We start from the raw sequence: 24,315 nt of genomic DNA, 5'->3' as shown, positions 1-24,315 counted from the left end.
GGGGCCCCCCCACCCCCCCCCCCGGGCCGCACCCGGCCCGGGCCGGCGCCCCCCCCCCGGGCCCGGTCAGGTTCCACAGCTTCTCGGAGACCAGTTGCCGTTGGCGTTGGTGCGGCCGGCCGAGCCGAGCGCATCGGCATCGTCCTGTTCGGCGTGGCGGTCCGCGCGGGCGCGGGAGTCGTCGGCCGTCTTGGTGAACACGTCCTGGAGGTGGCGCAGCCGCTCGGCCGTGAGTCGAGGGCCTCCACGTCCGTACGGGACTTCCTCAAGGCCCGCAGCCGTCAGGTCGGCCGTCTCCCGAGGGTTGGCCTTCGGCTCCTGGCCGTCGTGGTCGGATTCGGCGGCTGCGGGCGTGAGAGTTGCTCGGGCATCGCCGCCTGCTGGTGCGCGACGGCGTCGTACGCCCGGCCCCGCGCGGCGACGGTGGTGCGCAGCTTCTCGCGGACCGCCGCGCCGGCGAGGGCGGCCCGCTCGTCCTGCAACGGGACACGGGGTATCTCCCACTCCCCCGGCTCCAGGCCCGGGGGCCGGGGCGCGGCCGGTGCGCCCGGGTCGGCCGGGGGCTGTTGGTCCAGGTCGGGTGCGGTGGTGGGCGGGCGGCGGTCGGGTTCGAGGTGGGGCGGCGGCGAAGCCCGTGTGCTGCGAGCCACCTGGCGAAGGTGTCACTGCCACCCGAACCGAAGCCGGCCGGCGCTTCCTGCGCGCTCCACACCCTGGGCGTGCGCAGGCGCATCTCCAGGTCGCCGGTTTCGTGGTGAGGAGTCCGGTGCTCGCGGTTGAACCGGGCACGAGGCCGACCTGCTTGGGGCGGCCTTGAGGCAGATGAGGGGCTTGTCTTTTGCGGCGGGCAGACAGCGCGAAGGTTCCTCTCTCGGGATTCGCCGGCCTCCAGGGCGCTCGGAGGGCTACCGTACGGACGTACTGCGCTGATTGCTGCGGATGCTTGAGGAGGAGTCTGTGTCATCCCCGTGTGATCCCAAGTACGCTCCCGCCGGCGATGTGGGCGCAGCGCTCATGATGATCGACTCTCGGCTCAAGGCCGTCTACGACAACAAGACCGATACCGACCTTGAACAGCAGCAGATGATCGACCAGTTCGCCGCGTCCCTGGGGCCTGCGGGGGTCGATGCGCTGCTGGACGGCGCGTGCACGCTCATTTACCTGTGCATGAAGTGGCTGCGGACGGCCTGCGAGGATCACGATAAGGACGTCATCGAGTACACGGTGCCCGCCCTTGTGGCCACGATGCGCATGATGCCCAAGACGTTCCGTCCCGAGGTCATCCCCACGATGGCCGGCCTGCTCGTCGCCGCAGGCACCGGCCTGAGCCCCAACTTGTGGCGCGCGCAGTACGGGTGCTGGACCGAGGCTGAGATGAATCCCCTGGAAGCTACGGCCGTCCTGCTCGCGGAGCACATCAACCGGATCACCGGCGACCACGACTTCGCCAGCCGCTTGATCACCGAGGCCCTGTCCAGCTCGGACTGAGGCCGACGTGCAGCAGCTTCGCTGCTTAAAACCTGTGAGCACCAAGCTCCGCCGGCCCTGATCGTCGAGCGGGGCGAACATGACGCCTGCGCCGACTCGCTGCCGGCTGCGAGAGCACCGACGTCGGGTATGGGCAAGGCATGGCACCAACGCGGCCGGCCGGCAGGCTTCCGCCAGACGCAGTGGTGCGCCGCAGGCACGGCCGGCGGCGCACCAGGGACGGCCGGGGTGCGGCTCAGTTCACCGGCCGGTTCGAGGCTGGTGAGGGACCATGCGACCCCAGCGATCTCTCCGAGTTCAGCCGAGGAACGGTGAGGAACACTCCGGCTCAGGGCTGCTGGTGGCGTAGGCAGCGTGCCGCGTCTGCTGGCCGGCTCCAGGGTGCGCGCGGCGTCTGGGCAACTCCGGTGAGGGCCGTGCGGCAGGGCTCTTCCCAGCGTTGTTGGTTGCTGCGTTCGTAGCGAACGCCTGGAGGGGCCGGCTATCGGGTGAGCCGCCGCCAGGTGGAGGCGGCTCGCCCCGCGCGAGGTCACGGTGGCGTACTGCTCGCGGGCGGCGGGGCGGGCGAGCCGCCGGCCGCGGCGCGTCCGTCGTAGAGGCGTGGCTCAGAAAGTGACCTGGGCGCGCGTGGCTCAGGAGGTGACCTGGGCGCCGGTCAGGGCGGCGCCGAAGAGGCCGCGGGCCGCGGAGGGTGAGACCGGTGGCTGTGGCGCAGAGGCTGGACGATCCGTTGGTGGCGGGGCCACTTGGGGTGTCGCGGGCGGTCCAGATGCAGCCGTCGTGGTTTTCGGTGGGAGTGCCCACGACGGATTCCGCCTTGCCGTCCTTGTTGAGGTCGACGAGGTGAACGGCGCTGCCGAAGGCGTCGTCCGCTTCGGCACTTCCGGAGATGCCAGGGGGTCTTGGGAGTAGGCGGTGGACTTGTCCGTGGTCAGGCCGCCGGCGGAGCCGTACAGGACGACGGCGCCGCCGGCGAAGGCGCGGTCGCCGATGGCCTCGCCGGGCACGCCGACCAGGACGTCGTCGTAGCCATCGGCGTTGATGTGGCCGGTGCTCAGTGACTGCCCGAAGCGGTCAGCGAGTTCCGCGGCGCCGGGGGTGCCGGGGTGTCTGGTGGAAGATGCGGGGTTGCTGATCGACGGTGATGCCGCGGGCGCTGCCGTAGGGGACCTCGATCTCGCCTCCCTTGTGGGCGCGCGCTCCCCGTCGACGGTTCCGTCCTCCGCGATGCCGGTGATCAAGTCGCCGTAGCCATGGGCGTTGACATCCCCGATCCGGCCGGTGTGGCCGTCGGCGGAGGGCAGCTTGACCGGCCAGTTCTTGGTGGGGTCGGAGGAGACCACCGGGCCACGGTCGAGGAGGACGGGGCCTGCGGTTGCCGTCCGCGCCGCCCAGTCGCGCGGCCCTGGGCTCCACCGGCTTGTGGTCTCCCTCCAGCAGCCCCGGGCGGCGGCTGACGAGGGCCCGCGTCGTCCCACAGACAGATCCCGCCCCACCGACGCTGATCCGCCCGCACGACGGCTCGAACATCTCCACCGCGAAGCCCTCCCGATCACACCGGACCGGGCCGCTCCCCACCCACACACCCGATCAACAACACAGCCGATCAACGACACACCGATCAAACGGACACCCCACCGGCGAACAAACCTGACCCAGCCCTACCAGGTGCGCGGAGCGAGCGCCCTCCCCGGTGACGGCACACGGCCCAAAACAGTGCCGGGCACACCAAGGGCGCCCGCACGTCACCCCCTTGGGCTCCGTAAAGTGTGGGTCATGTCGGAGGAATCCCCCCTTGTACAGAGCATGCGCAGGGCCGTTGCGGCGGCGCCCGAGGATGTGCCGCTGCGGCTTCACCTCGCCGAGTTGCTGCTGTCCGCGGGGCAGGGTGACGCCGCGGTGGGGGAGGTCTCCGTGGCGTTGCAGCATGCGCCCGGTGACGCCCAGGCACGCGAGTTGATGGTCCGGGCGCTGGCAGGTGCTCCGGCAGACATCTCCGGCGAGGCCGCGCTTGCCTCGTCGCCGCGGACCTTGGTGCCCGGCCGGCCTCCGGCCTCTGTGGCCCAAGCGCCGCAGGACCCCGCGGCCGGCCAGGCCCCGGCGTCCGCCCCCGCCTCAAGCCCGGGCTTCGACTGGAAGACCGCCGAGGACCAGGTCGGTGATGTCGTGCCGCCCCGTTTCGTGCAGGCGCCGCTGACCGTCGACGGCAGCGGCAATCCTGAGGATGCCGCCGCCTGGGATGTGGAGCGGCCCGGGGCCGTCCGCCTCGCCGATGTGGGCGGCATGCAGGAGGTCAAGGAGCGGCTGGAGGCGGCCTTTCTGGCGCCGTTGCGCAATCCGGAGCTGCGCCGCCTGTACGGCAAGAGTCTTCGCGGCGGTCTCCTGCTGTACGGGCCGCCGGGCTGCGGCAAGACCTTCATCGCCCGGGCGGTCGCCGGTGAGCTTGGGGCGGACTTCCTGTCCGTGTCGGTCAACGATGTGCTCGACATGTGGATGGGCAACTCCGAGCGCAATATGCACGAGCTCTTCCAGACCGCCCGCCGCCAGGCCCCGTGCGTGGTCTTCCTGGACGAACTGGACGCGCTCGGCGGAAAGCGCAGCCGCACCCAGAGCGCGGGGATGCGCAACACCGTCAACCAGTTGCTGACCGAGCTGGACGGCGTCGGGGCGGAGGCGAACGAGGGCGTGTTCGTGCTCGCCGCGACCAATGTGCCCTGGGACGTGGACATCGCGCTGCGCCGTCCCGGGCGGCTGGACCGGACCTTACTGGTGCTGCCACCCGACGGACCGGCCCGGGAGGCGATTCTCCGTTACCACCTGCGGGAGCGGCCCATCGAGAACGTCGACCTCGGCAAGCTCGTCAAGGCCACCGACGGCCTGTCCGGCGCCGACCTGGCCCATGTGTGCGAGGCCGCGGCCGAGCATGCGCTGCTGGACTCGGCCCGGACCGGGACCGTACGCCTGATCGGGATGAAGGACCTGCTGGCAGCGGCGGGGCAGATCGGTCCCTCGACGCAGCCGTGGTTCGCGGCCGCCCGCAACGTGGCGATGTACGCGAACGACGGCGGGATGTACGACGACCTGGTGGCCTACCTGAAGAAGAGGCGGAAGCTGTGAGCGAACTGGACTCGGCCGTCGAGCAGGCCCGGGCCCTGTTCGAGTTTGCACGCTACGAGCAGGCCCGGGCTGTGCTGGCGCAGCACCTGGCCGAAAACCCCGACGACCGGCGTGCCTGGATCGAGATCGGCCACTGCCACCTGAAAACGGAGCAGCCCGAACAGGCCCTGCACGCGGCTGACGAGGCACTCAAGCTGGCTTGCGGGGACTTCTTCGCACTCATCCTGCGCGCCAAGGCACTGACCCGCATACCCGACAGGGCGTGGCGCGCGGCCGAGCCCGTACTGCGCGAAGCAGTCCGCGCCGACCCGCACCACTGGTACGGCTATGCGATGCTCGCGGACGCCGTGTGCCGCATGTCGTTGGTCCGTTACGTCCAGGCGAACGGCTCCACCTTCCCCCCGCCCCACGAGCGCGCCGATGTCCTTGGCGAGGCGGCCGACCTGGCAGCGGAGGCGCTGCGGCTGGGCCCCGAGGAGATCTACGCCCACGAAATCGCCCACCAGATCGCCACCTTCTCGCTCAACACCCCCCTCGCCGACCAGCTCGACCACGCCATCCTCCGGCTCGACCCCACCCACGCAGAGGCCCTGGCCCGCCAGACCCAGAAGGCCGCCCAGGCCCCGGGCGTCAAGGCCGCCCAGGCCGCCGACCTCTACGCCACCGGGCTTTCCGCCGCACCGGACTCCGCCCAGATGCAGCACGGCCTCGACCACGCCACCTACCGCATGCTGCGCGGGGTGCGGTGGCCGGCCCTGCTCTGCGTCGGCCTGGCCGGGGCGATGCTGGATCTGGACATGTTCGTCCGTGAGGGCGAAGTGGCGCGGGAATTGCCGCTGCCCCTCGGTCAGCGCCTGTGGTACCTCGTGCCGGTGACCGCCCTCTGGATCGTCGGCGCCCTGCTGCGCTACCGCCGCCGGCGCGCCGGCGTCCAGCTCAATGTGCGCTCACTGATACGCCGCCGCCGGTGGCCCCGCATCGTGCTGGCCCAAGCGGCCTGGGCCATGCTGTGCGCACTGCTCATCGCCCAAATACCCTGGCAGGAAAGGACGTTGCCACAGACACTGTTCTGGGCAGGACTCGCACCGACGCTTGCGACGATCTGGTTCGACCGGAAGAAAACCCGGTGAGGAACAACCCCAGCCCAAAGGAGACAAAAAACTCCAGGCCACGGAACATCGCCCCCGGACCAGCAACACCCCCTGAACCGGCACTCGTTACGTCCGAACTCGGACGAGACGCACGCGAAGGCGAGCTACGCCGGACCGTCGGGGAATGCACCACATGGCTTCCTTGCATATGACGTCTCAGGGTCAGTGATCGGACCAGGTCCCCGGGAGAACGTCAGCGCTACCCCCGACTCATCTCTCCATGACTGCCGGTGGCCGAAGACAGACCGCAGCTGCGGCAGACGAGACTCCGCTGGTCGAAAATCGATGGCGGACCACTGCCGACAGCTCGGGGAGCCGGGACCACGTGGGCAACCTTGCCGCACTTCGGACACTGCACGAGGACCACGTCGATGAACGATTCCTTCGAGTACCGAGGGTCCCGAAACCGAGACGACGAGGACGACGAGGACGACGAGGACGACGAGGACGACGCATGCATCACTCCAGTATGCGACCACCACCTAGCCTCCAACCGCAGGCGGCGGACTCCACGTTGCAGGCATCTTCCTCCGGCCTGGTTTCAGGCATCTTCCTCCGGCCTGCTCGATGATCTGGGGCCCGTCGTTCGGACTCCCGCTCGGGCAGTGTCCTGGACGCTGGGCGAGAGCCGTGCGCTGGGCCGGAGTGAGCCTGCCGTGCTGGGCTGTGACCAGGTGGGCGCCGCAGGAGGTGCGCTCAAGCGCCAGCGGTCCGCAGACTTCCGCCTGGTGCTCGGCGGCTTGCACAGCAGTGGCGGCGCGCGCCTTTGGCCAGCCGAGGGCGGCGGCGAGTTCGCTGGTGGTGAGGGGCCGGGCCGCGTGGAGGAGGGCGGCGAGTACGGTCATCGCGTCCTCGAGGGACACGGTGGTCGACGGGCCGGACATGTCCCGGTGGACTCCGACGAAGAATGTGTGCATGACCTGCAGCCGTGCGCCTGCGGGGGTGCTGGGTCCGAACAGATCGGCACCCTCCTTGGCGGTCTCGGCCCACACCGCGTTCTGGTGGGCGCTGGTCAGCCAGGCCCGGAGCCAGACGTCGTCATCGATGACGTGGTGTGCGCGGCGTCGGCCGGGCTCGTACTTGCGTGTGAGGACATCGAGCTCTTCGAGGTATCCCACGGCCTTGGACACCGAGGCCGGGCTGACCCGCAGCCGTTGGGCGAGTTCCGCAGCAGTTCGCGTACCAGAGGGGGTAGTTACCAGGCAGGCCAGCACCCTGGCGGCCGTGCGGGGCAGACCGGTCGCGATCATCATCGTCGCGAATCTGTCCATGTAGGCGTGGACGGCGGCGGGGTCCCGCCCGTGCGTGGCCTCGGCGCCGGTGGCCGGTGGTGTCGCGGGCCGAGGTGACCGGTTGCGTCGCTGCCAGGCGCTGGCCCGGTCGGCGTGTTCCGCGCGGTAGCCGCCCGGCCCGCCGTTGCGGGCAACCTCCCTGCTGACGGTCGAAGTCGGCCGTCCCAGTCGTCGGGCGATCGCGGCGTACGGCAAGTCCTCGGCCAGTCCCGCCTCGATGTCCCTGCGGTCCTCCACGGTGAGTCTCCCGCCGCCCATATCCGCCCTCCCACCCTGGGCACCGCGAGCCGGCCGGACGTGACCGGCTCCGCACCCCCCGTGCGTTGCGTTAGCCGTCACCGGCAACGCTACAAGATCCGGGAAACTCCCCGGTTCCCGGAGATTCCCACGCTTGCACCGCTTCAGCGGATACAGGTGCACCGTAGCTTTCAGGTGTCGCGAAAAGATGAAACCAAGGGGTTCACATGGAAGATGCCACGTCCGCAGCGCACGTCACCCGCAGGAACCACGACGCCGCCCAGCGTGTGCTCGACCAAGCGGTGCGGGAAGGAGGAGTGCCAGGAATTCTTGCTCAGGTCCATGACGGCGGCGGGCACTGGTTCGGCACGGCGGGGGTCGCCGACACACGGACACCTCGGGCGCGCGGGCACGAGGACCGGTTCCGGATCGGCAGCATCACCAAGACCTTCACCGCCACAGTGATCCTGCAACTCGTGACCGAGGGCCAACTGGCCCTGGAGGACACGGTGGAGCGATGGCTGCCGGGCGTGCTCACCGGCAACGGGCACGACGGCAACACGACCACTGTCCGACAGCTCCTCAACCACACCAGCGGAGTCTTCAGCCACACCAGCGACCAGCCGGCACTGAGCAAGCAGGAAAGCTACACGCCCGAAGAACTCGTACAGATCGCCATGTCGCATCCGGCCGGCTTCCCGGCGGGGACGGGCTGGGCATACTCCAACACCAACTACATTCTCGCCGGGATGATCATTGAGCAGGTGACCGGCCGGATGCTCGCCGATGAGATCACTGACCGCCTCGCCCGCCCGCTCGAGCTGACGGGAACCTCCCTGCCGCTCGGCGCCGACCCGGTACTCCCCGGACCTCACTCGAGCCACTACACCAAACTGTTCTCCCCCGACCCGGACGCCACGGTCTACAACGTCACAGAACTGCAGACGAGTCCATACTGGGCGGCGGGCGGCATGATCTCTACAGCCGCCGACCTCAACCGGTTCTTCGCCGCACTGCTCGGCGGGCGCCTCCTGCGGCCGGAACAACAGCGCGAGATGTTCACCATGGTCCCGACGGAAAGCTGGCTTCCGGGTGCCACCTACGGTCTCGGCGTTTCCCGCCTGACCCTGCCCTCCGGCACGCAGCTCTGGGGCATGGGCGGCGCACTCTTCGGCTCCTGGTCGTACGTCTACGGCACACACGAGGGCACACACCTGCTCGCAGTGAACATCAACGCCGACTGGGCAGCGGAACGTTGGAAGGACCCCATCGGCATCTTCACCGACCTCCTGGAGGCCGAGTTCAGCCACACAGCCGACTCGGGCACCGCACGAGGCAACCGGGCTCCCTAGTCTGGATCATCATCCTCAGAGTCGAACTGATCCAAACAAAACCGCCTGGACCCCTGGGTAAGTGCCGCAGATACGACCAAGGACGATGCTCGCGGCGCGCCACTGGCCGAGGAGACCGGAAGCGGCAACGACCGGCAGCAGCCACGGCGCGGGCCGGCCCGAGGGCAGGACCAGTGGCGGGGAGCTCCGGTTCATGTGCCGGGGGCATGCCGGCGGCCTGCCGGCGACTGTCGGTCCGGTGTCGGTGGGTTCTGGCACCTTTCGAGAGGTCCTGCCGGGTATCCACCCGGCCGCGGTTGGGGAAGGGGATCTTTCCTGCATGACGTAGTGATCGTGGAGGCCGGCCCGGTCGGTCTGTTCCTCGCCTGCGAACTCGGCCTCCAGGCTGCTGCGTCCTGGTCTCGAGCGGGAGCCGGAGCCGGAGCGTCGCTCCCCGTTCAAGACGAAGCCGCTCGGGATGCGGGCCTGTCCGCCGCGTCGGTCGAGGCGTTCCACCGCCGCGGGATGCTGCACCGGCTGCTGACGGCATCGGGCGTCCACGACGACCCCGGCGCGGACCCCGACGCACACGAGCCGCCAGCCCGCGTGGCGTGGGCCATTTCGCCGACATGGTGCTCAACCCGTCCCGGGTCGACGCGCCGCCCTGCCCTACCGGCCTCCGGGCCCCGCGATGCAGGCATACCGACACACCTCGAAGCGGTCGAAACCCTGCTGACCGAGCAGGCAACCCAGCTCGGCATGGACATCCGACACAGCGTCACGTCTCAGCCCCCACCCAGAACGAGGAGAGCGCGGCCGCGCATGCCACCCAGCGGGAGTACACGGCACACCAGGCCATCGGCTGCCACCGGTTTCGGTCCCCGCGGGCCGACCGCGTATCGCCGATCTACCGAATGGAGCCGGGCACGGGCGTGGGCCACGCTGCACCGTCTGGTCCTGGACGAACTCGGCTCCCGAAGTGCGCCGAGTTGCAGCAGCCGGACCGGCCCACGCTCCCGGAGGGGCACATCGGCATGATGGACTTCGACGGCGGCGCGTTCGACCGCTCGCGGCAGCCGACCCGTGACCATCTCCAGGCGGTGCTGCGCCGGGTGTCGGGCACCGACGTGACGCTGACCGACGTGCACCTCGCCACGAGCTTCACCGATCGGGCGATGCAGACGACGACCTACCGGCAAGGACGCGTCCTGCTCGCGGGCGACGCCGCTCACATCCACTCGCCCCTGGGCGGGCAGGGACTCAACACCGGCCTGGGCGACGCCATGAACCTGGGCTGGAAGCTCGCGGCGACCGTGCACGGGTACGCGCCGGACGGGCTGCTCGACACCTATACCCGCGAGCGCCATCCGATCGACGCGGGGGTGCTCGACTGGTCGCGCGCTCAGGTCGCGGTCATGCGGCCGGACCCGCATGGCCAGGCGGTCCAGGCAGTGGTCCGCGACCTGATCGGGACCCGTGACGGAACGACCTACATGTTCCAGAGGATGTCGGGGTCGGCGATCCGTTACGACCTCGGCGGCGAGCATCCACTGGCCGGCCGCAGCGCGCCGGACCTTCGCCTCGAAGACGGCACCGGCCTCGGCGACCTGAGGCGGGACGGACGGGGCCTCGTGCTCGATTTCAGCACCGACGCCTGCCTGCGCGGTCCGGCGAGGGCATGGGAGGACCGGATGCGGTACGTGGCCGGTCCGGCGAGAAACGACCTCGGGCTGGGTGCCGTGCTCGTCCGGCCCGACGGCGTCGTCGCCTGGGCGGGTGAGCGCACCCCCGACCGTGCAGGCTTCGAGCAGGCCGCCGGCCAGTGGTTCGGCGCTCCGGAAATCTGAAGCAGCCACCCGTTCTCCTCATCTCCCCCCTCTCCCTCTCTCCTCATCTCCCCTTCTCCCCCTCCGAGTTCAAGGAGCGCATATGACGATCACTCTCCGGCCGGGAAGCACCGTGATGTTCTCCGGCGATTCGATCACCGACTGCCAACGGCTGGAGAGCGAGGACGGCCTCGGGTTCGGCTATCCGCTGCGCATCGCGGGCGGGTGGGGACTGCGGCACCCGGACCGGCCCGTGACCTGGCTGAACTCCGCGATCGCGGGCCACAAGGTCAGGGACTTGGAACCCCGGTGGCAGGCGGACGTGCTCGACGCGACCCGGACGTGGTGTCGATTCTCGTCGGGTCAACGACATGGGCCGGCACACGCTGGACCCGGAGGGGCACGTGATCCCCGTGGAGGAGTTCGAAGCGGGTTATGACCGCCTGCTCGCGTCCCTCGCCGAGGCGGGCACGCAGCTGATCCTCATAGAGCCGTTCCTCCTGCCGGTCAACGGCGTCGTCGAGGCCGGTGCCGCGCTCATCGGAGACAAAGAGCGAAAGGATTGGCGCACCGACCTGGACCCGAAGATCCAGGCCGTACGCAGGCTCGCCGGCAAGTACGGCGCACAGCTGCTCGCCGCCGACGGCATGTTCGCCGAGCTCGCCGCGACGCCCGGGCCGGAGTACTGGGCCGCGGACGGCGTGCACCCGACCCCGGCCGGCCATGCCGCACTCGCGGCGGCCTGGCTGCGCCTGGTCGCGTGATCTGGATGGAGGTGCCGCCACGGTGACTGGTCAAGGAAGGCCGGCGACACCACCCCGGCGTCCAGCAGGGCCTTGGCATCGTTGCAGGCGACCACCAGGCGGTCCACGTCGGGGCCGGGCTCGCCGGGCCCGAGGAGGCCCGCGGCACCGGTGACGGGGACCGCCGCGTAGCTGTGCGCCGCGAGGGTGACGTCCCGCAGGTCCCGGTCCATGACGAACGCGGTGATGTCGTGGATGTGCGTGTCCAGATCCACGTCCGGGCCGGCGGCGCCGGATCGTTCCCCCAGGCCGGTCAGCGTCACCGGCAGCGCCGCGTGGCCCCGTTCCCGCAGCACGCGGGCGGTGTCCTCCCCACGCATGCCGGGGGCCTTCTCGCCCTCATCACGTTCCCCAGCCGAGTCAGACGAGCTGTCGCAGCCACGAGTCAAGAGCCGCATAGTCGCTGTCAGCCAGGCCATGACGGGGATCGACACGATGGAGCAGGGCTTGCCCCTGATGATGAGCAGCTACCCAGGCCCGATCGGTGTCGGTGACCTCGTCGTCGACCCAGACGAACGGGCGCCCCGCAGCCCGTTCGACAAGTGCGCGGGTCTTCCAGTGCAGTCCGTTCCGCTCGTCCTGGTCGTCGATGTCGGACGGCTCCGGCCAGACCACCACTGCCAGCTGCGGCAGACCGATGAGGGGCGCGATGCACTCGTTCGCGTCAGCCATCCATGTCGTCGCCCAGACCACCTCGCACGAGAGCGCAGCCAGCCGGGGGCCATGCTCGGGATTGATCCTGGTCAGAAGCGGATTCGCGTCGGCGCCGAGCGGTTCGGAACCCGTTGCATAGGTCGGATACACCTGGGACACCGCGCCGAAGGGGATGAGTGGTCCATCGACATCGAGAAACAGCAGCGGACGCTGCACCGAACCAGTCACCGGAGCACGATAGCGACAGACCGCCCTGGGATCGCCTCGATGAGCAAGGCCCTACGGCCGGCCGCCGCTCCGCCTGCTGCTATTTCTCGTGAACATCCACGGGCTCCAAGATCCGCAACTGCTGCTCAAAGCAGCAGACAAACGCTGCTGCTAGAAGTGAACGAAGCCACGCTGGCGACGCGTGCCGCTCCCCCGTCCTGGCCGGGCGTCGATTGAGCCCGCCGGCCTGCTTCCCGCACGACGACGCCAACGTGATGCAAAAGTCGCAACAGTCGGGGTTGTTGGAAGTGGTTCAGAACCTTGCTGTGCGCGTGCAACGATGCAGGTCACGAAGACTGCTCGCCGCACCCCCGGGGATGGCCCCGTGCTGCGCGCATCGGGGGCGATGCGACGCCAGGCGAGAGTGCCTGTGGTGCATGAGGGATGAGTACCCGGACTCCTGCTCGCGGGCGCGGTGAGGTGGCTGCTGTGCATGGAGAAGATGCGGTTCCCGTACGGAGCCGAGGCGAGTCGTCCGAGGGGCGACCACCGTGATCCCCTTGCGAGCACGATCTCATCGCCGTTGGCGTACCACGATTCCGTCATGGGACACGGCGTCCCAGCAGGTCAGCTCATGAGCGTCCCACTCGTCCGTCAAGCCGCTCGATGGCTGTGGCACGCCCGGGGCTCGGATGGGCACCATCGGTGACCACCAAGGGACGCGGGACGGCACACGCCCGTCCCGCGTCCCGCCACCGATGGGGAAGCAGTGGAGGGAATCATGATTAACCAGCGCACCACCGCACGCAGGCGAGCCGCCGTCCTCATGACGGCCGCGCTTCTGGCCGGCCTCGGCACCACCGCGACTGCCGGCACCGTATCCGCAGCCTCCCGCGGCGCTCAGGGGACAGCTCCCTCGTGCGTCGAACGGTTCGTGCGGGGCCAGGGCGCATCCGTCTACAACAACTGCGGACGCACCTTGAAGCTCAAGATCGTAGTCAGCCTCGGCCCGGACAGCAGCTGTCACACAGTGGCCAACCACCGCGGCTTCCAGCACACGTGGAGCATCGGGAGGTACGACAAGACGGTGACGTGCTGACCTTCGGCGTCGGGGAACAATCGACCAGCGGATGCCGGTAGCAAGGTTCCCGCTCGGCCGTCTCGCAAATGACCGGTTGTGGCAGCCATCGTGACAGGTCATTCCCGAGGCTCAACTCCGCACGACTGATCTTCAGCTCGTCGCGCGTTCGGGCATTGGAGTACAGCACCCCTGCCGCTGTCACGACGGAGGCGATCACGAGCGCGGCCAGCTCGATCCGGCGCACCCAACCCACCCCCCGGGCCCCCTCTTCGGCTGCCCGTCGCCCTCAGCTGGCAGGCGTCCCCGCGCCTGCGGGGACGCCCCTCGGTCTTCGCCGCGGCGCTCTGCTCTCCGTCCCGGGGGCCGCGTCAGCGGGGACGATCCTTCAGTGAGACCGGACGGTGCCGGCTGGTGTGGGTTCACGATGCCAACTGAATAACGCAATGGCGGTGTCGTGCAGGTCGGAGTTGGTGACGCTGGTGCTGCTCCCCGCGGGCCCCTGGGCCGCATACTTGTCCCGATACCTCGGGTGCCACCGAGAGAAGGTGGATTAGAGGTCGTCTTGATTGGCGTCCTACCTGCCTGAACTCGGCAACTTCGCTCGTTCTAGGCTCCGATCCATGAACATCATCGTGCGCTCCGCGATCGCGGAAGATTTGTCGTCACTGTTGGCTCTTTATGGCGAGTTGAACCCTGACGATGCGCCCCTGCCCCAGCAGGCCGCCCATGGCATCTGGGCGGGTATCCACAAGCAGCAGGGCCGCACGGTGCTGGTTGCCGAGGTCGACGGTGTCGTTGTCGGTACAGCTGATTGCATAGTCCTCCCGAACCTGACTCGTGGCGGTCGGGCGATTCTGTTCGTGGAGAACGTGGTGGTCGCCAGCTCCGTTCAGCGCCAAGGCGTCGGGCAGCGGTTGATGGAGGCTGCCGTGCAGCTGGGCAAGACAGCTGGCTGCTACAAGGCTCAGTTGCTGGCAGCCGAAGACGAGTACGTGCACACCTTTTACGAAGCCTGCGGCTTCAAGCCCCTGGCGCAAGGATTCCGCCGCTACCTCCGAGCGGAACGGACCAGCGCCACGGTGGCCTGATGACCAGTCAGTCGTTGCACAGGCATGGGCATAGTCGACCGACTCGTACCTGATCACCTGTGGCGTCTGTTCCAGCTGGTCTCCCCCGAGCCGCCGGTTCGGCCACAAGGCGGTGGTCGTTCGGCGGGCCGACGACCGTGCCGTCTTGGCAGCGATCCTCTTCGTGGCAACCTCGGGCTGCACCTGGCGGCAACTGCCGCCGGTCTTCGGTGCGTCCTGGCAGACGGTGCACCGCCGCTTCACGTACTGGTCCAAGGCTCGGGTGTGGGCCAAGCTGCACCGCGTCGTGCTTGACCGGCTCGGCACGAACGGCGCGTTGGACTGGTCGCGGTGCGCAATCGACTCAGTCAGCGTCCGGGCGGTCAAAGGGGGCCCTTGACCGGACCGAATCCGACCGATCGCCCGGAGCGGGCTGCCGATCTCGGTGGTCATCTCTTGCGCCAACCTGCACGACAGTCAGGCTCTGATCCCGCTTTTGCATGGCATCCCGCCGATCCGCTCCCGCTACGGGCCCAGGCGACGCGGCCGGCGAAGCTCCACGCGGACAAGGGCTACGACTTCGATCATTTGCGCAACTGGTTGCGGCACAGGCAGATCGTCCCGCGCATCGCCCGCCGCGGCATCGAGCCAGCCAGCCGCCTGGGCCGGTACCGCTGGGTGGTTGAACGCACAATGTCCTGGCTCAACGGCTGCCGCCGTCTGCATCGCCGCTACGAACGCACTGCTGACCACTTCCTCGCTTTCGTCGGCATCGCCTGTACCCTCGCTTCCTCCGAATCACCAACTGAGACGACGGTCTTACTCCCTGCCTCCATGGGGATGGTTCGCTTAGGTTCATCGGCTTCTGCCTACCGCTGTGCAGGGCGAACTCCTGCTCCGGAAAGTGGGGGAAACGCGGGATCGGTGGTCAGTAAAGGTAATGATGCAGGGGTGCTGTGGGGGGGAGCTACAGGCGCGGGTGATTCGCGGCGTATGCAGACGGCGGCCATCGGGGGTGAGCGTTCTGAGGCGCCTGTCGTACTGCCGCTGGAGGCGATTGGAGTCGATCGTTTTCGGCAGGTGCACAGTGAGGACCACGGTCACAACATGCTTAGGGAGGAACTGGCCGCTGTGGTCGGTGCGCTGGAGTTCGCAGCCGAAACAGCTGGTCGCCTTTTGCCTCGCCGTTGCCTGTCTCGGCGCAACGACTGGCAACGGCTCCACGAGAAGCGCCCCGTGAGCGGATGCCCTGGACGGAACTCGACCGCATCGCTCGGAGCGTGCGAGAACAGCTCGAACAAAGCGCCCGCCCAGATCACCGCCCTCGCCCGCAACGCCGGCACCACCGCGGATGTAGAGGACCGCGCACACGCCCTGCGCACCGAGATCAGCGTCGCCGGGCCTGGCCGCCGTGGAAGCGACGCTGGAGCTCGCCCTGTGCTTCCACCACGCCGTCCGCGACGACCACGAAGGCATCGCCGCCAACATCGGCCGGCTGCGCGAGCTGACCATCAGCGGCGACTACGCCTACTACACCTACGTTTCAGAGCCTTTTTGCGGCTAGCTTTTCGCCGTCTGCGCCACGAACAACCACATTCCAGGCAGTGCCGTCGCCATCGTCACCGTCCCACCACTTGACAAAGGACTGCGCCAGTTTGGTGGCCGCCGAACGGTCGTCCCCAGTAGACGAATAGTCGGTGGTCACCTCGATGTCGTAGTCGCTGCGGTGCAGTTCTAGGAAGGTCAGCCTGTTGACATGCGCGGTCATTGGCCGCTTGTCGGTATCACTCAGCCATGCCTTGAAACGCTCAAGGAGATCCTGATCGTTGCTGCGCTTGGTGACTTCGCTGTTCGGCATGTGCTTAGCGTTTTCACTCACGCCGTCCAGGCAGCCGGAGACCCAGGCTCCACGGTCTGCTTCGGCCTCTTGGCCGGCGCTGAGAGCGCGTCGCGTGCAGCCACCCCAGACGACTTCACGGACTGACGAGCCTTTGCCTCCTGCATCACGGACTGCCCGGCCCCGGTTATAGCCGGCGGTGTAGGCGTCCTGCGCGGCCTCCTTCTTATCTTTCGCAGGTGCATGGGTTGGCCGGTGAGACGACTTCCCCGGTTGTGCGCTACCCGACTCGCTGCCGCATGCCGGTATGACTAAGACTGAAAGCATGGTCGCAGCGAGCGCGAGGTGGGGGCGATGACGGGATAGGTGCATGGTGTCTCCTGCCGTGTGCGCACGTTGTGTGAGGATCTGGTGCCTTCCAAGTGTTTCCTGCGGATCGCTGACTCAGGGCCACTTCGAGCAGAACGTCCGGGACGGGCCAGTGGCCTGGGCCAGCAGCCCACGAAAAGAGCTCCAGAGCCTGACAGGCGCTCAGGGTGCGTTCCTGGACTCTGGCGGTGGCTTCCACGACTGATGTCATGGAGGCCACCGCCAGCCAGCGCCCTGAGCGGGCTAGGGCGAGACGAGCCGGTTCTCTCGGCCGATCGATTGCGCGTTTCCGTCGGTGTAGAGGGTGAGTTCGCCATCCGACCAATGGACGATTGTGTCGTCCGGGTGGGGGTTGTCGGAGTAGTCGCCACCGGAGACGATCAGGGCGTGTGTCCAGGTGGAGTCCGGTCCGTGGAGTCTATTCTCGCCCCATGGGCAGCCGCCGGTGAAGTCCTGGTAGTGGTCAGTTCACCGTCAGACCAGTGCAAGATGAGATCCCAGTTGTCGTTTCCGGTGTAGTCGCCGGAGCCGATCTCGGTAGCGTGCGTCCAGAGCTTGTTCGGGGCCACCACCTTCGTCTCCTTGCGAGGAAGCTCAGCAACTTGTCGTGCAGTGGCTTTCGCATACCGTCAGGCTTTGCCGATCATTCGTAAGTCGTCGCCGCTTGAAGAGCCCGGGCAAGGAACGTCCAGTCACCAGCAGCAGGGAGCTCCTTACCGAAGTTTCGATACCAACCCTCCGAGTCATTCATCCACGCGGCGAGCCCTTCCAGGAAGGCATCGAGGGTATGGTTCTCCCACTCATGGCCACGGCGGAAATAGTCCTGTTGAAGTGCGCGGACGAACACAGCCAAGTCCTCGCGACTACGGATCTCGTCGTCTGGGGCAAGCAGCATGGTGGCAACCTACCTTCCCGACCACACCCCATGAACCAAGCCGTCGATGGTGAGGCCGGAGAGCCCCGCCATCGCCCGATTCAGCGATTGCGCCCCACCTGTCGCACTGCCATCCTCAACCCGTCAGGTCGCCCACCTGCACAAACACAGGCAGCCGAGCATCAGCGACACTCGGGACCCCCGAGGATGTCCGATCATGCGGTTGAACAGGTTGCGCTGGGCGTCTGCGTGCCAGTCTCTGTGGTCTCGCGGCGTCGCCTGTAATGGGCCTTAGCGCCGGGTGAGGCGGTGATGGCGGAGAAAGCCCAGAGGTAGCCTGCGTGGTTGAGGCGGTCGTTCTTCACCCCACGTCGGTGATGGACGATTTCTTCCCGGAGGCTCTGGTGATGGGTGAGGAGCCGGCATAGGCCCCTCAGGCCGCGGGCGTCGGCGAACCGTTGGCGGTCGTCTCCGATCCTGGCGAGCACCCGGGCGCCGAGCTGGACGCCGAGGCCAGGGAAGCTGAGAAGAATGTCAGCGTCCGGGTGCTGAGGGAAAGCCTCCTCGACCGCCTTGGCCAGGTCGTCGGCAGCGGTGCAGGCGGCGTCCAGCTGCCCCAGCAGGGCGAGTATGTGCTTGCCGACGCAGCCGCACAGCCTCGGCTTCGATGCCGCGCTTGCAGGCGCGCTTGAGCGGGCCTGGATCTGCGTGCGGGGTCAGCCGGGCGGCCCTGGCGGGGTGGGGGACTTCCTGGACCGCCAGACCCGAGACAGCAGTGGTTAGCCTCCACCGGACAGCGGGCGACGATCAAGCGCCTCGCGGGCAACTCTGTTAAATATGTCCCCCGTTACGAGCCCCCTGGGTGCCGCACACAAATCGGGCAGCGTCGACTGCGCCTCGTCGGGCTCCGGGCACAGAGCTGTCCCGCCGCAGATCGGCGGGTGGTCTAAGAACCGGCGCTCGGGCCGGGCCGATGGCCGTCGGCCGAGCTCGCACAGAAGGCGGTGAGCGCTCGGGCCGGCCGACGACGCCACCGCCGTCACCACCGCCCAGCTCCGCGATGCCTGTACGCGGCGATCCAGTGGCCACCATGCGGGCGACAGGGGCCAGGGCCCGCCCTATTCGCTCAGCCCCACGACGCCCCAGCCCCGCCGGGCTGCTTCGGTGAGGACGCGGCCCCACTCCTCCAACAGGTCGGTGAACGCCTCGAAGTCGCGGAACCAGCGCGCCGCGGGAACAGCAGCATGCTCATCAAAGGCGCCACGCAACCCGCCGAGCCCGGGCCGTACCTCCTCCCATGTCGCGGCCAGTTCCCGAACACTGTCCGGTGAGCGCCCGACCAGGAGGCCGTAGGAGAATCCAAGGTCATCACAGAAGAAGTCCGGATCGGTGTGCTCCGCCTCACCGTCTGGCCCATCCCAGATCAATCCCAGCAGCAAAATGTCCAACCCGGTCCGCACCATCGGGTCGGCATGGTCGCGGAGCAACTCCCACCGTTCCCCGGCCCAGAAATGAGGCTTGAACGAGCCGCAGGTGCGCAGGAACTCGTAGATGCCGAAGAAGGCGCCGTCGGGTCCCCGCGGCCATTCCCAGTCGCCCTTGACCGTCGGCGCGCCGCGGTCCCACAGCCCCGTCTCATCGCTGTACCAGGCACCCCTCAACCGTGACAGCCGCTCCTGAGGTGGCACCTCACCCAGCCATGACCAGTCAACGATCATCACAGTAATGTCCAGTCCCATGGGGTGAGGCTACTGATCACCCGGACTTCTCTGCACTTCAGCCGTATGAGTTACGCATCCTAGTCCCGCGGCCTGGCCGGCCCGGTCCAGGTCCACTCCTCCATGTCCACGTCGTCATCGTTCGGGAAATGGTCGTCCAGTCGTGCGAACACAGCGTCAGCCCGCGCAGCCTGGAGCGCCGACTGGATGACGAAGAACCGCGCGAACTGGTAGTCATCCGCGGTCAATGACTTATGCCAATCGGTCACTGCGATCTTGGTGCTGCCGTCCATATAGCGGTTGACGCCTGGCGTCATGGCTTCGAACTGGGCATATCGCGCGTAGTCGATGCCGAGCGCGATGACGCGCATTGCCTCTTGCAGTTCCCTCGACGCCTGTGTCAGCACTTTGACCTGCCGCGCCATCGGGCTGTTGCGCTCCTCACGTGGCGGCCTGAAGCTGGGGATCTTTTCGCCGAACGAGAAAGGGCTCCTACCCCACGGCTTCATCCGCGCCGTGTAGTGCTCAAGAAGCTCCTCGAAAGCCATCACCAGGCCAGCCAGAGCTGAAACGATGTCATCAACGTCAGCATGCGGCTGAGCCACGTGAAGCAGTCGAGCAGTTTCTGTGCGGGCAACGAGATCGACCATGTCCACTGCGTTGAAGTCGACATCGAAAATCATCCGGGTGGCATCCGTGAAGAAGGTCGTCACGCCCGTCTTGGATTGAGCGATGGCCTGGGACGAGGGGATGTTCCTGTGATGCTTGAGATCGACGCGGAGCCTATTGACCCGACTAAGGGCCTGCTTGCTGGGGAGTTCTTGCCCGGTCGGGAGCTTCGGCTTCAGCTTCTCCCAGTACTGCAAGAACTTCATGTCGTTGGGCAGGTTCACGCCGAGGTGGGCAGCGCTGCGGAGCAAGAAGTGTTCCACCGCGTCCTGAAAGGAAAGAATCGCCGTGGCTGACAGCGGCGCCAGTCCTCGTCCTCCGCCCTCTGGCGCCGTAGGAGGAGATCCTTCTCCTACTCGGCAAGGCGAGGCAACATCTTTGGGTTGACATGCATCGTGGGCAGCCCGCTCAAAGGCCAGCCCCGGGCCTGACCTACCCCGGCACGTGCAGGGTGTCGCTTGCGGCTGTCGGGGACCAGCCCTGCTCGGCCGCGGTGTCCAGGATGGCGATCGCGGCATCCGTCAGCGCCGCGATGCTTGGCCTCGCGCTTCTGGGCAAGGTACGCGGCCGACTTGGCCCTCTCCTCGGCCCGGTAGCGGGCATCGGCGGCGTCCTGGCGCGGGTTGCCGATCGCCTCCAGGAGCGGCCGCATATGACCCAGGCGCAGGAACGCCAGCCACGCCCGGGCCCGTGCAACGGTCTGTGAGCTCCTGCACCTCAGCGGAATACCCTGAACAGACAGCAGAAGGCGTAAGGCGACGGGCGCACGGAAAGGGTGCAATAACATCCGCAGCTCTGCGAAGTGCTGCATCATGGATTGCTCGCGCGCCCGCCGACTCTACATACACCGGATCAGTAACCCCATCTATGTACAGCGGGTGTATTCGGGTACATCTGCCAACGCTCTCGGGTCATCCATGGATCTCGCTTTGACATCGGCCGGCGCCTTCACTCGCGACACGCTGATTCCGTGCAGGCATGCATTGCACCAGAGCAGAAAGTATCCGAGACGCGTCTTCGGGTCGATGATGTACCTGTAATCCAGTTGCGCCTTGCCGCAGCGGGGACATGGAACAAGTTCACCTTCGGGGGCGGTAATGCTCGGGATGAGCACAATCCACTTATCTCTTCGTTGCACTATCCAAGCCTCCCGTTGTAGTAGTTCCAGAACTGTCCCTCTGAAGCGTAGGCGGCTCTCTCCCAGGCGTGCTCCTGCTCAAGAGACGTAGCAGGCCCATAGGTGTCGATCTGCATGACATGCTGCCGCTCGTGCCCAATCGTCTTAGTGAGGTTCTCGGCTGACGAGAAGGCGTCTGGGTAAAGCGTGATGGTTCGATTCGGCGCAGTGTGTCCGTAGAGCATCCTTCCGACAAGATCCGCATCACGGTTGATTTTAACCTTCACACCGTCAAGGCCGACACCTGCGCGCTGCGCGACTTTCTTAACCGTGCGCTTTTGCATGGGTATCGGCAGTTCTTGAAACGGTCCAATATTCTTCCCTCTCCTGGCCAGCATCCCACCAACGGCAAGCTCACCAGTCTTGAAGAAGCCGGCACCGGGCGCTGGCGTAAACGTAGCCCCCAGCCGTACACCGTCGGAGAAAGCTGACGTTTCAAGATCGACTCCACTTCCGGCCATTTCCTCGCGGATGGCGTCGCCCGCACAATTGACAGAGCCGAAGATCTGAAAAATTTGACAGCCAACTGTGGCGGTGTCAACGATTCCGGTGAGGACTCCGCCCAACCAGTCCTTGTCGTCCCCGCGGGGGCCAGAGAGCCATCTCTTGTTGCAGCTGAAGCGATTGCAAGTGGAGCCCCAGTGCCCACTGTTGACGCTTCCACCGCTGCTGGCGTATGCCGTACCGGATGAGCCCCCGCTATAGCACCCGACAGAGCAGCCGGAGTGCCTTTCCCTCTCGGGATGATAGACAGATCCGCTGCCTGGAACTCCGTTATTGCAGTGCTCCATGACACCGGTCATGCAGTCTGCGTTACCGAGCCCTGTTGGATCGGAGTTAGTGGTCGGGTTGTTGGAACTGTAGCTGTATCCGTTGAGGGTTTGAGGCGCCGGCGACGCCGGGTCCGCCCTTGGGTTCGCACAGGTTGGTGGTGCATTCGGTATACGGGCCGGTGCTGGTGATCTGTGGCGCCTTGGGGGCACTGGTGTCGATCTTCAGGTAGCACCAGGAGGAGGAAGGGGAGAACAGGTCACCGGACTTGGATCCGTAGTACCAGTGGGACTGGGTGCGGGACTTGAAGCGGTAGAGGCCGCCGTCGGCGCGCTGGCTTGTGACGGCTTTTTCCAGGGTGCCGTCAGGGTCCCAGCCCTTGTCGGGCTTGTAGTCGCTCCAGACCTTGTCCCATGAGCTGCCGTTCTTGCGTTCCATCCAGAACTCAGCCTGCAGCGAGCCCTTTTCTTCGCCGCCCTTGGGCTGCACCTTCGTTTGGACGCGCGCCTGGACGGTGGGGGTGGCGGTGGTGACCGTCAGCGGGTCGGAGGAAGAGGTGCGGCAGTAGGCGGTGGTGCCCGTTCCTGGGATGACGCCGACGGAGGTCGGCATGCCTGGCCGCGGCACGTAGTTGACCTTGAGCTCGGCGTTGTCGTCGAAGCGCTTCCACGCCCGCGGTTCACTCTCGTCCGTTGCGCGCAGCATCAGCGTCAGGCGGTGGATCTTGCCGTCGGCGAAGGAGCGGACGGTGGAGGCGAGGTTTTCGTCGCCCTCCTGGGGGTTGTCGTTGAACTCCACCCAGGTGTCCGGCTGCGCCGGCGAGCAGTTCTTGTCGCGCCCGGCTGAGATGTAGCGGTCGCCCATGTGATCGAGTGTCTTGGGCCCGGGCCAGCGGGTGCCTTCGGAGATGTTGTCGGTGCGCTTGAGGTCGACCCAGTACGGGGTGCAGTTGAATGACCAGGTCTCGTGGGCGCGGAAGGTGGCGTCGATGACGTACTTGCCGCTGAGCTTGGTCGGGGCGAACTCGAAGTACATGCGGTCGGTGTAACCAGAGCCGCAGTAGTAGCCGTCGGCGTTGCCGCACTTGCCGACGCCCATGGGTTTGTCGAATTGCCAGAACTTATCGCCGTCGGAGGAGAGTTTGGTGCGCTCGGACACGCCGAGGCCGACGGGCGGGTCGATGTAGACGGGGTAGACGGTGTCCTTGCCGCGCAGCAGGTCCAGGTCCGGTGCGACGGAGACAGCGCCCCCGGTGACGGTGACGGGCAGCTCCGCGCTGGCGTCCCCCTCCCCTGGGTGCGTGGGCTCTCCCTCTTCGTTCCCTGGCTGCTCGGCGACCGTGGGCTGTGAGGACTTCCCTCCTCGCTGTTTGGCAGCTTCGGACTTGGGTGCGGGAGGCAGTGTGTCGCCTGCGGAGTCCCACATCTGACCAGCCGGTCCGGTAAAGACGGCGTTGCCGTCGGCGTCGACGGCGCGCAGGCCGCCGCCGACACCGGGGATGACGCTTAGGCCCTTGGCTGAGGCGGTGAGTTTGATGTTTTCCAGCTCGGGGCTGCGCGCTGCTTCGGGTGTTTTGACGACGAGGACCTCGCGGTATCCCTCGGCGGTTGCCGTGAGCTGTAGGTCAACGTCCTTGAGGACGTTGCGGTACGTGGCGGTTGCCCCGTTCAGTGCCGGGGTGGGCAACGTGCCCGGCCAGCCGAACTTCATGGACTGCTCGTCCGTGCCTAACTGCAGCATGCCTGCCCCGGCGCCGCCGCCGGAGAAGTCCAGGTTCACCACTGCGGATTTCGGGCCTACGCTCCCGTCGGCGCGGCGTTCCAGCGTGGTGTCGATGTTCTGCCACGAGCCGTCAGGTGCCTTTGCTCGCTGGGGCGTCGTGGACTGTGTCAGCGTGAACGTTCCGTCAGGATTAGCGACAGTCTGCGAGTACTCGGTGCGCTCTGACATGACCTCCACCGGCTCGCCGGTCGCCGCGGCTCGCTGCAGAGCGGACTGCGCCATGGTCGAGGTCTTGCTGGCTGCCGTGGCCTGCGGTGGCTCGAGCGCGAGCACCGGAAGCGACGCCAGTAACGCCGTGGTTGTGACGCCGGCTATGCCGCGTCTGGTCATGCTTCTTCGTGCACCGTGAATCCGGTGCCCCCACCCCAAACTCACAGTCCCCACCCTGAGTTCATGTTCATTCACAGAAACTTCACAGCTGCGCGAGTTAACCCCGCCCCAAGTTCCACCGTCAAGCGTGACCCCCGTCACATGACTGATACACGCCACAGCCACCCGCGGCGCCCCGGCCGCACCGCCACGGCACCTCCACCAGCACCCAGACCTTGGACCCACGCCCCCCGGGCAATGTCGCCGCAGTCAGCAAAGGCAGTGGTGCGGCGCGCCGCGCTGCGGCAGCACCGGCGCCGCCGAGGCGAGAGGCCCTACCGCACAAGGCCACTGCGCGTCTGAGAGATCTGGCCAACGGCGCCGAGCAGTGCTCTCCGCGCAGGCGGAGGTGGGCCGGGTAGCGGCAGGTCGGGGTGGCTCCCCCCCCCCCCCCCCGCGGCTGGCAGCTACAATCTTGTGCGCCACTGCTCGCCGTTCCCGGCCTCGCACGTCGTGCAGGGCGTTTGCGGGACTTCCACGTCGACCACCGAGTCC

Annotated in this window: 22 protein-coding genes and 2 pseudogenes; 12 read left to right on the top strand and 12 right to left on the bottom strand. The window is 67.4% G+C overall.

What is annotated here, in order from left to right:
- Window positions 1-66 precede the first annotated feature (66 nt).
- Entirely contained in the window at window positions 67-201 is a 135-nt protein-coding gene (locus tag ACFWJW_RS34475; protein ID WP_387248621.1) for a hypothetical protein, read from the bottom strand.
- Window positions 202-281: 80 nt separating this feature from the next.
- Complete coding sequence (locus ACFWJW_RS34470) at window positions 282-650, bottom strand: hypothetical protein (protein WP_387248619.1); 369 nt, start codon at window positions 648-650, stop codon at window positions 282-284.
- Between the two features lie 307 nt (window positions 651-957).
- Between ACFWJW_RS34470 and ACFWJW_RS34465 the strand changes: the two genes are divergently transcribed.
- Window positions 958-1,488, top strand: coding sequence for a hypothetical protein (locus ACFWJW_RS34465; protein ID WP_387248632.1), 531 nt, complete (start codon window positions 958-960; stop codon window positions 1,486-1,488).
- A gap of 632 nt (window positions 1,489-2,120) precedes the next feature.
- Here ACFWJW_RS34465 and ACFWJW_RS34460 read toward each other — a convergent pair.
- Window positions 2,121-2,831 (bottom strand): hypothetical protein, encoded by a 711-nt coding sequence (locus tag ACFWJW_RS34460; RefSeq protein ID WP_387248617.1) that lies wholly within the window; start codon window positions 2,829-2,831, stop codon window positions 2,121-2,123.
- Between the two features lie 433 nt (window positions 2,832-3,264).
- On the opposite strand from ACFWJW_RS34460, the gene ACFWJW_RS34455 reads away from it, so the two are divergent.
- Both ACFWJW_RS34455 and ACFWJW_RS34450 read left to right on the top strand, forming a co-directional pair.
- Window positions 3,265-4,605, top strand: coding sequence for an ATP-binding protein (locus ACFWJW_RS34455; RefSeq protein WP_387248615.1), 1,341 nt, complete (start codon window positions 3,265-3,267; stop codon window positions 4,603-4,605).
- Window positions 4,602-5,735, top strand: a complete 1,134-nt coding sequence (locus ACFWJW_RS34450) for a tetratricopeptide repeat protein (protein ID WP_387248613.1) — start codon at window positions 4,602-4,604, stop codon at window positions 5,733-5,735. Before ACFWJW_RS34455 ends, ACFWJW_RS34450 begins: the two co-directional genes overlap by 4 nt.
- Window positions 5,736-6,238: 503 nt before the next feature.
- On the opposite strand, the gene ACFWJW_RS34445 is transcribed toward ACFWJW_RS34450, so the two are convergent.
- A complete protein-coding gene (locus tag ACFWJW_RS34445) occupies window positions 6,239-7,285 on the bottom strand; it encodes a MarR family transcriptional regulator (protein WP_387248611.1) in 1,047 nt (348 codons plus the stop codon).
- 227 nt (window positions 7,286-7,512) lie between these two features.
- Between ACFWJW_RS34445 and ACFWJW_RS34440 the strand changes: the two genes are divergently transcribed.
- The 4 genes and pseudogenes from ACFWJW_RS34440 (at window position 7,513) to ACFWJW_RS34425 (ending at window position 11,206) form a co-directional block, all read left to right on the top strand.
- Complete coding sequence (locus ACFWJW_RS34440; protein WP_387248609.1) at window positions 7,513-8,637, top strand: serine hydrolase domain-containing protein; 1,125 nt, start codon at window positions 7,513-7,515, stop codon at window positions 8,635-8,637.
- Between the two features lie 846 nt (window positions 8,638-9,483).
- A pseudogene (locus ACFWJW_RS34435) lies at window positions 9,484-9,594 on the top strand (IS5/IS1182 family transposase); the annotation flags it as partial.
- A 56-nt stretch (window positions 9,595-9,650) separates the two neighbouring features.
- Window positions 9,651-10,463: an FAD-dependent monooxygenase gene (locus tag ACFWJW_RS34430; protein ID WP_387248607.1), complete on the top strand. Its 813-nt coding sequence runs from the start codon at window positions 9,651-9,653 to the stop codon at window positions 10,461-10,463.
- A gap of 350 nt (window positions 10,464-10,813) precedes the next feature.
- On the top strand, window positions 10,814-11,206 hold the full coding sequence (locus tag ACFWJW_RS34425; protein ID WP_387248605.1) for a GDSL-type esterase/lipase family protein: 393 nt from the start codon (window positions 10,814-10,816) through the stop codon (window positions 11,204-11,206).
- Window positions 11,207-11,605: 399 nt separating this feature from the next.
- On the opposite strand, the gene ACFWJW_RS34420 is transcribed toward ACFWJW_RS34425, so the two are convergent.
- Complete coding sequence (locus ACFWJW_RS34420; RefSeq protein WP_387248603.1) at window positions 11,606-12,127, bottom strand: HAD domain-containing protein; 522 nt, start codon at window positions 12,125-12,127, stop codon at window positions 11,606-11,608.
- A 760-nt stretch (window positions 12,128-12,887) separates the two neighbouring features.
- On the opposite strand from ACFWJW_RS34420, the gene ACFWJW_RS34415 reads away from it, so the two are divergent.
- From ACFWJW_RS34415 to ACFWJW_RS34395, 5 genes and pseudogenes are all read left to right on the top strand, one after another.
- Entirely contained in the window at window positions 12,888-13,205 is a 318-nt protein-coding gene (locus ACFWJW_RS34415; RefSeq protein ID WP_387248601.1) for a hypothetical protein, read from the top strand.
- Window positions 13,206-13,807: 602 nt separating this feature from the next.
- Window positions 13,808-14,275, top strand: a complete 468-nt coding sequence (locus tag ACFWJW_RS34410) for a GNAT family N-acetyltransferase (protein ID WP_387248599.1) — start codon at window positions 13,808-13,810, stop codon at window positions 14,273-14,275.
- 145 nt (window positions 14,276-14,420) lie between these two features.
- Window positions 14,421-14,654 carry a transposase gene (locus ACFWJW_RS34405; protein ID WP_387248597.1) on the top strand — a complete coding sequence of 78 codons (234 nt, stop codon included), beginning with the start codon at window positions 14,421-14,423 and terminating at the stop codon, window positions 14,652-14,654.
- Window positions 14,606-15,028: pseudogene (locus tag ACFWJW_RS34400) on the top strand (transposase); the annotation flags it as partial. The gene ACFWJW_RS34405 and the pseudogene ACFWJW_RS34400, both read left to right, overlap by 49 nt.
- Before the next feature lie 637 nt (window positions 15,029-15,665).
- A complete protein-coding gene (locus tag ACFWJW_RS34395; protein ID WP_387248634.1) occupies window positions 15,666-15,818 on the top strand; it encodes a hypothetical protein in 153 nt (50 codons plus the stop codon).
- Here the strand turns inward: ACFWJW_RS34395 and ACFWJW_RS34390 are convergent.
- From ACFWJW_RS34390 to ACFWJW_RS34360, 7 genes are all read right to left on the bottom strand, one after another.
- Window positions 15,798-16,112 carry a hypothetical protein gene (locus ACFWJW_RS34390; protein ID WP_387248595.1) on the bottom strand — a complete coding sequence of 105 codons (315 nt, stop codon included), beginning with the start codon at window positions 16,110-16,112 and terminating at the stop codon, window positions 15,798-15,800. The genes ACFWJW_RS34395 and ACFWJW_RS34390 overlap by 21 nt on opposite strands.
- 991 nt (window positions 16,113-17,103) lie before the next feature.
- On the bottom strand, window positions 17,104-17,355 hold the full coding sequence (locus ACFWJW_RS34385) for a hypothetical protein (RefSeq protein WP_387248594.1): 252 nt from the start codon (window positions 17,353-17,355) through the stop codon (window positions 17,104-17,106).
- 194 nt (window positions 17,356-17,549) lie between these two features.
- Window positions 17,550-17,822, bottom strand: a complete 273-nt coding sequence (locus tag ACFWJW_RS34380; RefSeq protein WP_387248592.1) for a hypothetical protein — start codon at window positions 17,820-17,822, stop codon at window positions 17,550-17,552.
- Window positions 17,823-18,452: 630 nt separating this feature from the next.
- Entirely contained in the window at window positions 18,453-19,073 is a 621-nt protein-coding gene (locus ACFWJW_RS34375) for a hypothetical protein (RefSeq protein ID WP_387248590.1), read from the bottom strand.
- 59 nt (window positions 19,074-19,132) lie between these two features.
- Window positions 19,133-19,984, bottom strand: a complete 852-nt coding sequence (locus ACFWJW_RS34370) for a hypothetical protein (protein ID WP_387248588.1) — start codon at window positions 19,982-19,984, stop codon at window positions 19,133-19,135.
- Window positions 19,985-20,858: 874 nt separating this feature from the next.
- Complete coding sequence (locus ACFWJW_RS34365) at window positions 20,859-21,464, bottom strand: hypothetical protein (protein ID WP_387248586.1); 606 nt, start codon at window positions 21,462-21,464, stop codon at window positions 20,859-20,861.
- A 271-nt stretch (window positions 21,465-21,735) separates the two neighbouring features.
- On the bottom strand, window positions 21,736-23,781 hold the full coding sequence (locus ACFWJW_RS34360) for a hypothetical protein (RefSeq protein ID WP_387248584.1): 2,046 nt from the start codon (window positions 23,779-23,781) through the stop codon (window positions 21,736-21,738).
- Between the last annotated feature and the right edge of the window lie 534 nt (window positions 23,782-24,315).

This window comes from Streptomyces sp. NPDC127097 (assembly GCF_042724075.1).
In the GTDB taxonomy this organism is placed as follows: Bacteria; Actinomycetota; Actinomycetes; order Streptomycetales; family Streptomycetaceae; genus Streptomyces.
Note: the sequence above shows the minus strand (reverse complement) of the source record. Positions and strands in the feature narration are given on the sequence as shown.

Coding starts and splice junctions, on each gene's coding strand:
- ACFWJW_RS34425 (WP_387248605.1), top strand. CDS start 10,814: ATGGGCCGGCACACGCTGGACCCGGAGGGGCACGTGATCCCCGTGGAG.
- ACFWJW_RS34455 (WP_387248615.1), top strand. CDS start 3,265: ATGTCGGAGGAATCCCCCCTTGTACAGAGCATGCGCAGGGCCGTTGCG.
- ACFWJW_RS34360 (WP_387248584.1), bottom strand. CDS start 23,781: ATGACCAGACGCGGCATAGCCGGCGTCACAACCACGGCGTTACTGGCG.
- ACFWJW_RS34415 (WP_387248601.1), top strand. CDS start 12,888: ATGATTAACCAGCGCACCACCGCACGCAGGCGAGCCGCCGTCCTCATG.
- ACFWJW_RS34375 (WP_387248590.1), bottom strand. CDS start 19,073: ATGGGACTGGACATTACTGTGATGATCGTTGACTGGTCATGGCTGGGT.
- ACFWJW_RS34430 (WP_387248607.1), top strand. CDS start 9,651: ATGATGGACTTCGACGGCGGCGCGTTCGACCGCTCGCGGCAGCCGACC.
- ACFWJW_RS34440 (WP_387248609.1), top strand. CDS start 7,513: ATGGAAGATGCCACGTCCGCAGCGCACGTCACCCGCAGGAACCACGAC.
- ACFWJW_RS34385 (WP_387248594.1), bottom strand. CDS start 17,355: ATGCTGCTTGCCCCAGACGACGAGATCCGTAGTCGCGAGGACTTGGCT.
- ACFWJW_RS34410 (WP_387248599.1), top strand. CDS start 13,808: ATGAACATCATCGTGCGCTCCGCGATCGCGGAAGATTTGTCGTCACTG.
- ACFWJW_RS34390 (WP_387248595.1), bottom strand. CDS start 16,112: ATGCCGAACAGCGAAGTCACCAAGCGCAGCAACGATCAGGATCTCCTT.